General features: G+C 62.3%; 11 protein-coding genes. 1 reads left to right on the top strand and 10 read right to left on the bottom strand.

All coding sequences use genetic code 11. From position 1 onward, the window contains the following. The first annotated feature begins 100 nt into the window (after positions 1–100). Positions 101–2656, top strand: coding sequence for a PepSY domain-containing protein (locus AC3B5Q_RS04135; RefSeq protein ID WP_319298419.1), 2556 nt, complete (start codon positions 101–103; stop codon positions 2654–2656). A gap of 209 nt (positions 2657–2865) precedes the next feature. Here the strand turns inward: AC3B5Q_RS04135 and AC3B5Q_RS04130 are convergent, their stop codons facing one another. From AC3B5Q_RS04130 to rlmN, 10 genes are all read right to left on the bottom strand, one after another. Beyond that, positions 2866–3657 carry an amidohydrolase gene (locus AC3B5Q_RS04130; protein ID WP_021781782.1) on the bottom strand — a complete coding sequence of 264 codons (792 nt, stop codon included), beginning with the start codon at positions 3655–3657 and terminating at the stop codon, positions 2866–2868. Continuing rightward, positions 3645–4793, bottom strand: coding sequence for a pyridoxal phosphate-dependent aminotransferase (locus AC3B5Q_RS04125; RefSeq protein WP_084850646.1), 1149 nt, complete (start codon positions 4791–4793; stop codon positions 3645–3647). The genes AC3B5Q_RS04130 and AC3B5Q_RS04125 overlap by 13 nt, the downstream gene beginning before the upstream one ends. Before the next feature lie 151 nt (positions 4794–4944). Beyond that, on the bottom strand, positions 4945–6408 hold the full coding sequence (gene der, locus AC3B5Q_RS04120) for a ribosome biogenesis GTPase Der (RefSeq protein ID WP_021781780.1): 1464 nt from the start codon (positions 6406–6408) through the stop codon (positions 4945–4947). A 116-nt stretch (positions 6409–6524) separates the two neighbouring features. Next, a complete protein-coding gene (gene bamB, locus AC3B5Q_RS04115) occupies positions 6525–7667 on the bottom strand; it encodes an outer membrane protein assembly factor BamB (RefSeq protein WP_021781779.1) in 1143 nt (380 codons plus the stop codon). Beyond that, the gene (locus tag AC3B5Q_RS04110) at positions 7668–8309 is read right to left on the bottom strand and encodes a tetratricopeptide repeat protein (RefSeq protein ID WP_021781778.1); all 642 of its coding nucleotides are present in this window, start codon (positions 8307–8309) and stop codon (positions 7668–7670) included. Between the two features lie 39 nt (positions 8310–8348). Further along, the gene (hisS, locus tag AC3B5Q_RS04105; protein WP_021781777.1) at positions 8349–9638 is read right to left on the bottom strand and encodes a histidine--tRNA ligase; all 1290 of its coding nucleotides are present in this window, start codon (positions 9636–9638) and stop codon (positions 8349–8351) included. A gap of 25 nt (positions 9639–9663) precedes the next feature. Further along, complete coding sequence (gene ispG / locus AC3B5Q_RS04100; RefSeq protein ID WP_021781776.1) at positions 9664–10773, bottom strand: flavodoxin-dependent (E)-4-hydroxy-3-methylbut-2-enyl-diphosphate synthase; 1110 nt, start codon at positions 10771–10773, stop codon at positions 9664–9666. Between the two features lie 3 nt (positions 10774–10776). Then, complete coding sequence (locus AC3B5Q_RS04095; protein ID WP_021781775.1) at positions 10777–11793, bottom strand: RodZ domain-containing protein; 1017 nt, start codon at positions 11791–11793, stop codon at positions 10777–10779. After that, positions 11790–12548 carry a type IV pilus biogenesis/stability protein PilW gene (gene pilW / locus AC3B5Q_RS04090; protein WP_021781774.1) on the bottom strand — a complete coding sequence of 253 codons (759 nt, stop codon included), beginning with the start codon at positions 12546–12548 and terminating at the stop codon, positions 11790–11792. Before pilW ends, AC3B5Q_RS04095 begins: the two co-directional genes overlap by 4 nt. A 14-nt stretch (positions 12549–12562) precedes the next feature. Then, a complete protein-coding gene (gene rlmN, locus AC3B5Q_RS04085; RefSeq protein WP_021781773.1) occupies positions 12563–13708 on the bottom strand; it encodes a dual-specificity RNA methyltransferase RlmN in 1146 nt (381 codons plus the stop codon). Positions 13709–13713 lie beyond the last annotated feature (5 nt).

Raw genomic sequence — 13713 nt, 5'->3', positions numbered from 1 at the left:
AAGTCACCCCGAGCCCCGTTCATTCCCGTGAGCGGGGCTTTTGCGTATCAAGGCATAATGCACGCCGCGCAGGTCGCGGCAGCAACTCAAGGTGAGTAACGTGGTGAAGAAGACGCTGTTCCAATTGCACTGGTTCTTTGGCATCACCGCTGGCCTGGTGCTGGCCTTGATGGGCATTACCGGGGCGCTGTACTCGTTCCAGGAAGAACTGCTGCGCGCATTCAATGCCGATGTACTCAAGGTAGAAGTACGCGCCGAAGGCGTGCTGCCGCCGGCCGAGCTGGTTAAACGAGTCGAAGCCCAGCAGCACGACAAGGTGTCGATGCTGTGGGTCGACGTGCGTGAAGGCAACGCTGCACGTATCTTCTTCATGCCTGCACCGGGCGAACGCCGTGGCGAACTGCGCTATGCCGACCCGTACACCGGCGAGCTCAAGGGTGAAGTGGCCGGGCAAGGCTTCTTCAACCTCATGCTCAAGCTGCACCGTTTCCTCGCCATGGGCGATACTGGCCGGCAAATCACCGGGGCCTGCACCTTGATGCTGGTGTTCTTCTGCCTGTCCGGCCTGTACCTGCGCTGGCCGCGCAAAGCACTGGCCTGGCGCACCTGGCTGACCTTCGAATGGGCCAAGAAAGGCCGCGCCTTCAACTGGGACCTGCACGCCGTGGCAGGTACCTGGTGCCTGCTGTTCTACCTTCTGTTCGCCCTGACCGGCCTGTTCTGGTCCTATGAGTGGTACCGCGAAGGCCTGAACAAGCTGCTGGCTGACGCGCCGGCTGCGGGCCAGCAGCAAAAACGTGGTGAAGGCCGTGGCCGGCACGGGCCGCAGAAAGTCGACAGGAATGCGCCACCGCTGGTGGTGGACTATGACGCCATCTGGGCCAACCTCAAGGATGCCGCGGGCCCAGGCCTGTCCACCTACAACCTGCGCCTGCCGCCCGCTGGCGGTCAGCCGGCCAACCTGTTCTACCTGCTCGACAACGCTGCCCACCCACGTGCCTTCAATACCCTGGTCCTGGACCCGGCCACCGGCCAGGTTAAAAAGCACGACCGCTACACCGACAAGTCCTTCAAGGCGCAACTGCTGCAGAGTGTTTACGCCTTGCATGTGGGCGAGTACTTCGGCTTGCCGGGGCGCATCATCGTCACCATCGCCAGCCTGACCATGCCGTTGTTCTTCGTCACCGGCTGGCTGCTGTACCTCGACCGTCGCCGCAAGAAACGTCAGGTGCGCGCAGCCCGTGGCAACGTCGCCAACAGCAACGGCAATGGCGACGGCTGGCTGATCGGCTTTGCCAGCCAGAGTGGCTTTGCCGAACAGTTGGCCTGGCAGAGCGCCAGGCAGCTGCAGGCAGCCGGCCAGCCCGTTCAAGTGCGCGCCCTTGCCCAGCTGGGTGAAAACGACCTGCGCCAGGCCCATCGCGCGCTCTTCGTGGTGAGTACCTTCGGCGACGGTGAAGCACCCGACAGCGCCCGCGCCTTCGAGCGCAAGGTGCTCGGCCAGCCTTGGGCACTGAACAACCTCAACTATGCCCTGCTCGCCCTCGGTGATCGTCAGTACCCGCACTTCTGCGGCTTCGCTCGTCGCCTCCAGGCGTGGCTGGGGGAGCGCGGCGCCAGCAGTGCATTCAGCCCGGTGGAAGTGGACAACGCCGACCAGGCCGCTCTGCAGCAATGGCAGCAGGAACTGGCGCAACTGACCGGCGCCCAGCCGGTCGCCGCCTGGCAGCCGCCAACCTTTGCCAACTGGTCGCTGGTGCGCCGCAAACTGCTCAACCCCGGCAGCCAAGGCCAACCGGTGTACCTGCTTGGCCTGCAGGCTGCAGAACCTGCGAGCTGGGAAGCCGGCGACCTGGTAGAAATACTGCCGCTAAATGGGCAGCCACGTATCGACGCGTTCCTCAAGGGCATGGCACTGGACGCCAGCAGCCAAGTGCAGGTGAATGGCCTGAGCGAAACCCTTGCCCAGGCACTCGCTGGTCGCCAGTTGCCGACGCGCCGCGATCACCTGATCGGCTTGCAGCCGCAGGCACTGGTGGATGCACTGGTACCGATCGGCAGCCGCGAATACTCCATCGCCTCGATCGCTAGCGATGGTGTGCTGGAGCTGATCGTGCGCCAGGAACGCCACCCCGACGGCAACCTTGGCTTGGGCTCTGGCTGGCTGACCGAATACCTGCCAATGAATGGCACCCTGAGCCTGCGCCTGCGGCGTAACAGTGGTTTCCATCTGCCTGAGGCCGCTGCGCCGATGATCCTGATCGGTAACGGCACTGGCCTGGCAGGCCTTCGCAGCCTGTTGCGCGCGCGGGTCAATGCCGGTGAGCAGCGCAACTGGCTTTTGTTCGGCGAGCGTAATCGGGCGCATGACTTGCTGTGCGGCGATGAGCTGCATGCTTGGCTGGACAACGGCGACCTGGCACGGCTGGACCTGGCGTTCTCGCGCGATCAGGCCGAGAAGGTGTATGTGCAGGACGTGATGCTGCAGCAGGCCGAGGACTTCAAGCGCTGGGTAGCCGATGGGGCTTGCGTGTATGTCTGCGGCAGCCTGAAAGGCATGGCGGCGGGGGTGGATGCTGCGCTCAATCGCATGCTGGGTGAAGAAGCTGTACAGCAGTTGATCGAGGATGGGCGGTATCGGCGGGATGTGTATTGACTGGAAATCGATTCAACCAGCGCCGGCCTCTTCGCGGGTAAACCCGCTCCTACAGCGGGCTGTGTCCAACCCCAGATGTGTGTCCACCACCGATCTGTGTAGGAGCGGGTTTACCCGCGAATACGGTGGCGGCGGTAACGGTGAAGGGCCAGGGAGATTGGCCACCAGGCCCTTTCGCGGGCAAGCCCGCGAAGAAACCGGCGCTGCTGTCAGTGCAACTCGAAGGTATCGGCATCCAGGTTGGCCGGGAACTTGGCCCGGTACGCCGCCAGTTCCGACGCGCTCAGTACTGCAGTGAACACCCCGTCCGCCTCGCCGGCACTGAGCAGGCTCTCACCCTGGAAATCCAGCACCTGGCTGTCACCAGAATAAGCAAAGCCTTTACCGTCCGTGCCCACCCGGTTCACCGCCGCCACATAGCACAGGTTCTCGATGCCCCGCGCCGGTAGCAGGCGGTTCCAGTGCTGGCGACGCGCGGCCGGCCAGTTGGCCGTATAAAGCAGCAGGTCGGTGTCCTGGGCGTCGCGGCTCCACACCGGGAAGCGCAGGTCGTAACAGATCAGCGGGCGAATCCGCCAGCCCTTGACCTCGAACTGCACCTGCCGCTCGCCTGGGGTGTAATGTTTGTGCTCACCGGCCATGCGGAACAGGTGGCGCTTGTCGTAGTGCAGAATCTCGCCGTCCGGCCGCGCCCACAACAGGCGGTTGCGGTGGCTGCCATCGGCCGCCTGGATGATCACACTACCGGTAATCACCGCATTGTGCTTCTTCGCCTGGGCTTTCAACCATTTATAGGTCGGACCGTTCTCCTGCTCGCACAGGCTTTCCGACTGCATCGAAAAGCCGGTGGTGAACATTTCCGGCAGGATCACCAGGTCCACCTCGCCCACCTGCTCCAGCAGCACCTCGAAGTGCGCGTAGTTGGCCTCGCGGTCATGCCAGGCCAGGGTGGTTTGCACCAGGGCGACTTTCAGGTTCGGCAGTGTACTCAGATCGCGCATAGTCTTTCCGCTGCCTGACGCAGCGTCTCCTCTCGTTTGGCAAAGCACAGGCGCACCAGGCGTTGCTCGGGGATGGGTTGCTGGTAGAACACCGATACCGGGATGGTCGCCACGCCGTGCTCACGCGTCAGCCACAGCGACATGTCGACATCGTTCAGGTCCGGGCGGATTTGCGAATAGTCCACCAGCTGGAAATAAGTGCCCGTCGTGCGGGTAAAGTTGAAACGCGAGCCTTCCAGCAAGCCGCAGAACACGTCGCGCTTGGCCTGGTAAAAGGCTGGCAATTCATCAATATGCTCGGGGTGCTCGGCCATGAAATCGGCCAAGGCCCACTGCAGCGGCGTCACCCCACAGAAGTTGACGTACTGGTGCACTTTGCGCAGCTCGGCGCTCAGGGCAGGCGGTGCGATCACGTACCCGGTCTTCCAGCCGGTAACGTGGTACGTCTTGCCGAACGAACTGACCACGAAGGCACGCGAGTACAACTGCTCATGGGCCAGCACGCTGGCGTGGCGTACACCGTCGTAGACCAGGTGCTCGTACACTTCATCGCTGACCAGGTAGATATCGCGGTCGGCAATTAGTGCGGCCAACTGGTCGAGGTCTTCGCGAGTGATCAGCGCGCCGCTGGGGTTGTGTGGCGAGTTGAGGATGACCATGCGCGTGCGCGGGGTCAAGGCATCGCTGAATTTCTGCCAGTCGATACGGAAGGTGCCGTCGCTCAACTGCACATGAACACAGCGGCCACCGGCCAGCTCCACTGACGGCTCGTAACTGTCGTAGCAGGGATCGAAGACGATCACTTCGTCACCGGCATGTACCACCGCCTGGATGGCACAGAAAATAGCCTCGGTGGCGCCGGGGGTGATAGTCACTTCCTGATCGGCATCCACCCTGGCCCCATACAGCCGCTCGACCTTGGCCGCTACCTGCTGGCGCAAGGCCGGCAGGCCGGTCATCGGCGAATACTGGTTATGCCCGGCAGCCACGTGCCGGCCCACGGCATCAAGCAGGGCCTGCGGGCCATTGAAGTCAGGAAAGCCCTGGGACAGGTTGAGCGCGCCAGTCTGCACGGCGAGCTGGGACATGGTGGTGAAGATGGTCGTGCCGACGTTCGGCAGTTTGCTGCGGATCATGGAGCCCTCTTTCCTGGGGTATATCCGGCACGGGGTGGAGTCCGAGCATAGCGGATCGAGCGGTCAGGAAAAAGGTTGAAACAATAGGGGGATTGCTCTGGATCAAGGGGCGTCTGTGGGGGCGGCTGTGCCTGCCCCCACATGGGGCGACTTAGCGCTTGTCGCGACGCTTCTTCTCGGCCTTCTTGTGGTGCGACATCAGGCGGCGTTTCTTGTTGACCTGGCGATCGGTAAGGGTGTTCTTCTTGCCCTCGTACGGGTTCTCACCGCCCTTGTACTCGATACGGATCGGCGTACCGACCAGTTTGAGCACCCGGCGATAGGTGTTTTCCAGGTAACGCGAGTACGACTTGGGAATGCTGTCGGTCTGGTTGCCGTGGATCACGATCAGCGGCGGGTTGGCACCGCCGAGGTGGGCATAGCGCAGCTTGATGCGGCGACCATTGACCATCGGCGGCTGGTGCTCGCTCACGGCATCTTCGAGGATCTGCGTCAGGCGGCTGGTCGGCCAGCGGGTGACCGCGGACTGGAACGCAGCCTGTACCGACTTGTACAAGTTGCCCACGCCCGTGCCATGCAGCGCGGAAATGAAGTGGATGTCGGCAAAGTCGACGAAGAACAGCCGGCGCTCCAGCTCGGTCTTCACGTAGGCGCGCTCACCCGGCTCCATGCCATCCCACTTGTTCAGGGCAATGACGATGGCGCGACCGGCCTCAAGGGCGAAGCCCAGCAGGTTCAGGTCATGGTCGACCACACCCTCGCGGGCATCCATGACAAAGATGACGACGTTGGCGTCCTTGATCGCCTGCAGCGTCTTCACCACCGAGAACTTCTCGACTTCCTCGTGGATCTTGCCACGCTTGCGCACCCCGGCGGTGTCGATGAAGGTGTACTTCTCGCCATCGCGCTCGAACGGGATGTAGATACTGTCACGGGTGGTGCCCGGCTCGTCGTAGACCACCACACGCTCTTCGCCGAGCATGCGGTTGACCAGCGTCGACTTGCCAACGTTCGGGCGGCCGATGATGGCGATCTTGATGCCATCCTTCTCGCTTGGGCCAGGAATGCGCACGGCTTCCTCACCTTCAGCGACGTCCTGGTCGAGGGCTTCCTCTTCGGCATCGCGCGGCAAGTGGCCGAGCACGGCTTCCATCAGGGCACTGATACCACGGCCCTGGGAGCCCGCCACCGGAATGGCGTTACCCATGCCCATTGGCGAAAATTCGGCGCGGGCAACGTCGGGGTCGATGTTGTCGATCTTGTTGGCAACCAGGATCGCGGCCTTGTTCCGCTTGCGCAGGTGCTCGGCAATCATCTGGTCTGCTGCGGTCATGCCAGCACGGGCATCAACCAGGAACAGCACATAGTCGGCTTCTTCGATGGCCATGAGCGACTGCTCGGCCATTTTCTCGTCCATGCCCACTTCGTCACCGGTGATACCACCAGTGTCGATCAGGATGAAGGAGCGACCCTGCCAGCTGGCATCACCATACTGGCGATCACGGGTCAGGCCCGAGAGGTCACCGACGATGGCATCGCGGGTCTTGGTCAGGCGGTTGAACATGGTGGATTTGCCGACGTTCGGGCGGCCCACCAGGGCAATTACGGGAACCATCGGCTCTCCACTCTAGAATTCTTGAAAATGCAAAGGCCGCTGCAAGGCAGCGGCCGGGGTACGGGCGGCGTGTCCTACGCCGCGACTTGAAGCCGGTCAAGGCTTCAAGCATAGCTTCAGCGGATGGTCAGTGCCTCGAGCTTGCCGCTGTTGCCGAAGACATAGATGGTGTCGCCGACCACAAGCGGGCGGGCGCGCAGGCCATCGCTGTCAATGCGCTCACGGCCAACGAAACGGCCATCGACCTGGCTGAGCAAGTGCAGATAGCCTTCGAAGTCCCCTACCGCTACGTAGCTTGAGAACACTTCAGGCGCCGTCAGTTGGCGACGCGCCATCGAGTCGTTGGTCCACAGGGCACTGGAAGACCGCTCATCGATACCCTCGACCGAGCCGGAAGCCTCGCTCACATAGACGTTACCGAAGCCCTGGGCGACACCCACGTAGCTGGAGGCATCGCGCTGCCACAGCTCGCGGCCGCTTTCCAGGTCCAGGCCAGCAACGCGCCCCTGGTAGGTGCTGACGTACAAGATACCACCGGACAGCAGCAGGCCGCCGTCAATGTCGACCACACGGTCCAGCTCGGAACGGCCCTGCGGGATGGCCACACGGCTTTCCCACACCGGCACACCGTTGTTGATGTCCACAGCCACAACCTTGCCGGTAGACAGGCCGGCAACAGCCAGGCGGTTGGTGGCGATCGGTGCACCGGTGCCACGCAGCGTCAGCACGGCCGGGGAGTTCTCGTAGATCCAACGGCGGTCGCCAGTGGCGGCATCCAGGCCAATCAGGCGGTCGTCCTGGGTCTGCACCACTACCACGTCACCGTTGTTGGCAGGCGGGGCCAGCACTTCGCTGGTCACGCGCGAGCGCCAACGCTCTTCACCGGTGCTGGAGTCCAGGGCAATGACTTCACCCTTGAGGGTACCGAGCATGACCAGGCCGTAGCCCACGCCAACTGCGCCGGAAACCTTCAGCTCCAGGTCCTTCTTCCACACTACGTCACCGGTGATGCGATCAAGGGCATAGACTTCGCCGTTGACGTCGGAAGCGTAGATGCGGTCGTTCTCGATGGCCGGTACCAGGGTGTTGTAGGTTTCACCCTGGCCGTCACCGATCGAACGGCTCCACTGCTTCTTCAGCACCACTTCCTCGGTGAACTTGGTCAGCTCGGCCGGGGGCAGTTCCTTCTTGCTGTTGCTGCTGCAACCTGCGGCCAGCACGGCCAGGGTCAGCACTGCTGCATGTTTCCAACCGATCACTTACGCGTCCCCTTTAGCCAGGTCATCCAGCTTCAATTGCAAGCCACCGACCGCCGCATCATCGGACAGCGCGGCCTTGGCTTTTTCGTAAGCGCTGTGTGCGTCGTCGGGGCGACCCAGCTGAACCAGCAGGTCCCCTTTCAACTCTTCACGGCTGGCCAGAAAGGCTTTATCGGCGTCGCCGTCGAGCAGCTTCAGGGCATCTTCGGCCTTGTTCTGGGCTGCCAGTACACGCGCCAGACGCTGACGCGAGATCTCGCCCAGCGTGACGTCGGCCGGATTGTCCAGCACGCTTTTCAGCTCGGCTGCGGCGTCATCGAGCTTGCCGCTGTCGACCGCGACCTTGGCCACGAAAAGGCTGCCGTACTGGGCGTAAGCGGTGCCGCCAAACTCGCTCTTGAGCTTGCCGGCCAGCTCCGCGACCTTGGTGGTGTCCGGCTGGCCGGTCGGTGTCAGGCTGGTTTCAATCAACGCCTGATACAACTGCGAGGCACCTTGCGACTGGTTGTTCTGGTACTTGTGCCAGGTATTCCAGCCCAACACCACCACGCCAGCCAGCAAAGCGCCGGTCAGCAGCGGCTTACCGTTGCGGCTCCACCAGTCCTTGATCCCTGCCAGGTCATCATCATCGGTACTCGACACCCCAATACTCCTTTTCGCCTATTCGCTTGTTGAACCGCGTTACGCCTGCGCGATCGCGGTTTCCAGGTGCTCTGCAAGAGCATCCCAGGCAATGTTCTGTTGTTCGCCCTGGCCACGCAGGGGCTTCAAGCCGATTTCTTGCTTGGCCAGCTCGTCGTCGCCGAGGATCAGGGCGAACAGTGCACCGCTCTTGTCGGCTTTCTTGAACTGGCTCTTGAAGCTGCCACCACCAGCGTTGACGGCCAGGCGCAGGCCCGGCAAGCGGTCGCGCAGGCCTTCGGACAGGCGCAGGCCGGCCAGCTCCGCCTGCTCGCCAAAGGCGCACAGGTACACGTCGATCTGGCGGCTGATGGAGTCCGGCACCTTGCCCAGGGTTTCCAACAGCAGGATCAGGCGCTCGATGCCCATGGCGAAACCAACGCCAGTGGTCGGCTTGCCACCCATCTGTTCGACCAGGCCGTCGTAACGGCCACCCGCGCACACGGTGCCCTGGGCGCCAAGCTTGTCGGTTACCCACTCGAACACGGTCTTGCTGTAATAGTCCAGGCCACGTACCAGCTTGGTATTGATCACGAACGGAATACCGGCGGCATCCAGGCGGGCCTTGAGCCCCTCGAAGTGCACGCGCGATTCTTCGTCCAGGTATTCTTCCAGCTTCGGCGCGCCGACCAGCACCGCCTGGGTGTTCGGGTCCTTGCTGTCGAGGATGCGCAGCGGGTTGCTCTTCAGACGACGCTGGCTGTCTTCGTCCAACTGCTCCAGACGCGCCGAAAGGAATTCGACCAGCGCGTCACGGTAGCGTGCGCGGGCTTCACTGGTGCCCAGGCTGTTGAGCTCGAGCTTGACCGCGTCCTGGATGCCCAACTGGCCCCACAGGCGCCAGGTCAACATGATCAGCTCGGCATCGATGTCCGGGCCGTCCAGGTTGAACACTTCCACGCCAATCTGGTGGAACTGACGGTAACGGCCCTTCTGCGGGCGCTCGTGGCGGAACATCTGGCCGATGTACCACAGCTTCTGCACCTGACCGTTGCCGGTGATGCCGTGCTCGAGCACCGCTCGCACGCAGGCAGCGGTGCCTTCAGGGCGCAGGGTCAGCGAATCGCCGTTGCGGTCCTCGAAGGTGTACATCTCTTTTTCGACGATGTCGGTCACTTCACCGATCGAGCGTTTGAACAGCTCGGTGAACTCGACGATCGGCGTGCGGATCTGGCTGTACCCGTAGGTGTCCAGCAGGCCGGCCACGGTGCCTTCAAAGTAGCGCCACAGCGGCGACTGTTCTGGCAGGATGTCGTTCATGCCACGGATGGCTTGCAGCGATTTGCTCACGAAAAGTCCTTACGAATTCGGTGTGTCAGCCACGGACGATCAGCGCCGCGTCGGCTTCGGCCTTTTCGGCCGCTTTCTGGCGGATGAGCTTTTCCAGCTCATCGACCAGGTTGTCATTGGTCAGTTTCTGCGCAGGCTTGCCGTCGATGTAGATCAGGTTCGGCGTGCCGCCGGTCAACCCTACATGGGCTTCCTTGGCTTCACCCGGGCCGTTGACCACGCAACCGATCACCGCCACATCCAGCGGTACCAGCAGGTCTTCCAGACGCCCTTCCAGCTCGTTCATGGTCTTGACCACATCGAAGTTCTGCCGCGAGCAGCTCGGGCAGGCAATGAAGTTGATGCCACGCGAACGCAGATGCAGCGACTTGAGGATGTCGTAGCCGACTTTCACTTCTTCGACCGGGTCGGCCGCCAGCGAGATACGGATGGTATCGCCAATACCCTCGGCCAGCAGCATACCGAGGCCGACGGCGGACTTCACCGTCCCCGAACGCAGGCCGCCGGCTTCAGTGATGCCCAGATGCAGCGGTTGTACGATCTGCTTGGCCAGCAAACGGTAGGCTTCGACAGCCATGAACACGTCCGAGGCCTTGACGCTTACCTTGAAGTCCTGGAAATCCAGGCGGTCGAGATGCTCGACGTGGCGCAGGGCCGACTCGACCAGCGCAGCCGGGGTCGGTTCGCCGTACTTCTTCTGCAGGTCTTTTTCCAGCGAACCGGCGTTAACCCCGATACGAATCGGAATGCCGCGGTCGCGGGCGGCATCGACCACGGCGCGTACACGGTCTTCACGACCGATGTTGCCCGGGTTGATACGCAGGCAATCAACGCCCAGCTCGGCAACGCGCAATGCGATCTTGTAGTCGAAATGGATGTCGGCGACCAGCGGCACGCTGACCAGTTGCTTGATCTTGCCAAAAGCTTCGGCGGCGTCCATGTCCGGTACCGAGACCCGCACGATATCCACGCCAGCATCGACCAGACGCTGGATTTGCGCCACGGTAGCAGCGACATCGTTGGTGTCGGTGTTGGTCATGCTCTGCACCGCGATGGGCGCATCACCGCCCACCGGCACATTGCCAACCCAGATTTTGCGGGATTCGCGACGTTTGATCGGAGATTCGCCGTGCATGACTTACTGTCCCAACTTCAGGCGAGCAGTCTCGCCACTGGTGAACGGAGCAACATCAACGGGCTGGCCGTTGTAGCTGACCTGGGCGCCCCGGGCAAAGCCCAGGCGTACCGCGAATGGCGGCTTGCCGGTCAGCTCGAGGTTGTCCCCCTTGCGCTTGATGGCGCTGAACAGCACCTTGCCATTGCCGTCGCTGACCTGGGTCCAGCAATCGGCGGTGAACTGGATGGCGACCTTGGCACTGCCAGCCGGCACCGCGGCAGGCTCAGCGGCGGCCACTGCCGGTGCAGGTACTGGTGCAGCAGTGGGCTGTACCGGAGGCGTAATCGGCTCAGGCGAAGCAGCAGGTGCGGGTTGCACGGGCGCTTGCTGTGCCGGAGCAGGCGCTGCGGCAGTGGCTGTGGTCGAGCTTACCGGCGCTTGTTCATTGGCAGCAGGCTGCTCGGCAGCGCCCGGCTCCAGAGCCAGCGGTGCACTCTCAGCTTGCTGGCCAACGGAAACGGCCTGGTCTTCAGGCTCATCGAGCGGGTGAATCTGTGTGGTGCCGTCGGCGCTTTCGACTTCGACGTGCTCCAGGGCAATCTTGGCCAGTTCCTTGCCCCGCAGGCTGCCCTGGTCCTGCCACCAGAAAAAGCCACCACCGACAACAGCCACCAGCAACAGCAGGCTGACGCCGCGCAGGATGTTGTGCGACAGCCGCACAGGCTCTTCGATACGGCCCAGCGAATGCACGTCGCTGCCTTTGGCGTGGGTACCGGTGTAGCGGTCGAAGGCATCTACCAGGGCGGCCTGGTCAAGGTCCATCAGCTTGGCGTAGGCGCGAATGTAGCCACGAGCGAAAGTATGCCCGGGCAGCTTGTCGAAGGCGCCGGTTTCCACGTGGTTCAACGAACTGACAGTGAGGTTGAGCTTGCGGGCCACCTCGGCTTGAGACCAGTCCCGTTTCTCACGGGCCAGGCGCAAAAGCTCACCGGGGTTCTGGCCAGGCGCTACAGCTACTTCGGGATGCGCGGCGTTCATCGTTGCTCCGACAGGTATTGCTGGTATTCCGGCGTACCGGGATAAAGTCGTTGTAATTGCTGGCCCAACTCGGCCAGTGCGCCCTGCTCGTCGAACACCCTGGCAAGGCGGCTGCCCAGCAGCAGGCTACGGGCGTCGTGGTCGCTCAACTGGCTGAAACGATCGTAGTAGTCCCGGGCCGGCACATAATGCCTGTTTTCGTAGGACAACTCAGCCATTTCCAGCAACGCTTTTGGTTGGTGCTGGTTGAGTTGTAACGCTTTCAACAGATACGCGTGCGCCTGATCGCGGCGTTCGAGCTTCAGGGCGGTCAGGCCCAGATTTTCATACACGCGTGAACGCTCAGGATACAGGGTATCGGCACTGGCCAGGCGAAACATCTGCTTGGCCTCGGCAAATCGTCCCTGAGCATAAAGGAAACTGCCGTAATTGTTGCGAATTCGCGTGTCACCGCGACTTATCAGCAAGGCCTTGCGAAAGTGTGCTCCGGCCAGCGCCGGCTCACCTTCGGCTTGAAACACTACCGCCAGGGCCGCGTGCGCGTCGGCATCCTGATCATCCAGTGCCAGGGCCTTGCCCAGCGGCGCCTTGGCCTGCTCGGTCAATCCTTGTTGCAAATAACCCAAGCCAAGCTGCACATAAGCCCGCCCTGCCTCCGCCCTGCCCTGGCGGCTGGCCAAAGGGTCGCTCGCGCCGCCTGACACGCAGCCGGCCAGCAGCGAAAGCGCAAGGATCGACGCGGCGCGCAGGCTCATGGGCAAGGTCCCTGTCAGTGGCTGGCGGCGCTGTCTGGCAGCTCGACGTCCGCAGAAAGCTGGCGAACAGCGATGTAGCGCTCACTACGACGGGTACGGTCATTGACCTGACCGACCAGCTGGCCACAGGCAGCGTCGATATCGTCACCGCGCGTGGTACGGGTGGTGACGTTGAAGCCACCGTGGTGCAGCAGATCCTGGAAACGACGAATGGCGTTGTTGCTCGGTCGCTCGTAACCCGAATGCGGGAACGGGTTGAACGGGATCAGGTTGATCTTGCAGGGTACATCGCGCAACAGTTCGATCATCTGCGCGGCATGCTCGGGCTGGTCGTTGACGTCCTTGAGCAGGGTGTACTCGATGGTGAGCACGCGCTTGCCGCCCAAGGTGGACATGTAGCCCATGCACGATTCCAGCAGCATCTTCAGCGGGTACTTCTTGTTGATCGGCACCAGCTTGTTGCGCAGTTCGTCGTTCGGCGCGTGCAGCGACAGGGCCAGCGACACGTCGATGTGCTTGGCCAGTTCGTCGATCATCGGCACCACGCCCGAGGTGGACAAGGTGACACGACGTTTGGAAATGCCATAGCCAAGGTCATCCATCATGATTTTCATGGCGGCAATGACGTTGTCGAAATTCAGCAAAGGCTCGCCCATGCCCATCATGACCACGTTGGTAATCGCGCGGTCGACTTTGGCAGGAACGGTCCCGAAGGATTTGTTGGCAAGCCACACCTGGCCGATCACTTCGGCGGCAGTGAGGTTGCTGTTGAAGCCTTGCTTGCCGGTGGAGCAGAAGCTGCAGTCCAGGGCACAGCCGGCTTGCGACGATACGCACAGGGTGCCGCGGTCGTCGGTTGGAATATAGACGGTCTCGACGCAGCTGCCGGAGGCAACGCGGATCACCCATTTGCGGGTGCCGTCAGCGGAAATGTCTTCACTGACCACTTCCGGTGGGCGAATCTCGGCAACGGCCTCGAGCTTTTCGCGCAAGACCTTGCCTACGTTGGTCATGGCCGCAAAGTCGGACACGCCAAAATGGTGAATCCATTTCATCACCTGGCCGGCACGGAAGCGCTTCTCCCCGATAGAGTCGAAGAATTGTTCCATTTCCGGCTGGGTCAGACCCAACAGGTTGATTTTGCCAGTAGATGTCGTCATGGATT

The sequence above is a fragment of the Pseudomonas sp. D5(2026) genome (assembly GCF_057766845.1).
The sequence above is the reverse complement of the archived record's forward strand: the minus strand, read 5'-3'. Positions and strand labels throughout refer to the sequence as shown.

Bases quoted from the DNA above. Each gene is read 5' to 3' on its own strand.
- AC3B5Q_RS04130 (WP_021781782.1), bottom strand. From the start codon at position 3,657: ATGCGCGATCTGAGTACACTGCCGAACCTGAAAGTCGCCCTGGTGCAA.
- AC3B5Q_RS04125 (WP_084850646.1), bottom strand. From the start codon at position 4,793: ATGATCCGCAGCAAACTGCCGAACGTCGGCACGACCATCTTCACCACC.
- der (WP_021781780.1), bottom strand. From the start codon at position 6,408: ATGGTTCCCGTAATTGCCCTGGTGGGCCGCCCGAACGTCGGCAAATCC.
- ispG (WP_021781776.1), bottom strand. From the start codon at position 10,773: ATGCACGGCGAATCTCCGATCAAACGTCGCGAATCCCGCAAAATCTGG.
- AC3B5Q_RS04095 (WP_021781775.1), bottom strand. From the start codon at position 11,793: ATGAACGCCGCGCATCCCGAAGTAGCTGTAGCGCCTGGCCAGAACCCC.
- pilW (WP_021781774.1), bottom strand. From the start codon at position 12,548: ATGAGCCTGCGCGCCGCGTCGATCCTTGCGCTTTCGCTGCTGGCCGGC.
- rlmN (WP_021781773.1), bottom strand. From the start codon at position 13,708: ATGACGACATCTACTGGCAAAATCAACCTGTTGGGTCTGACCCAGCCG.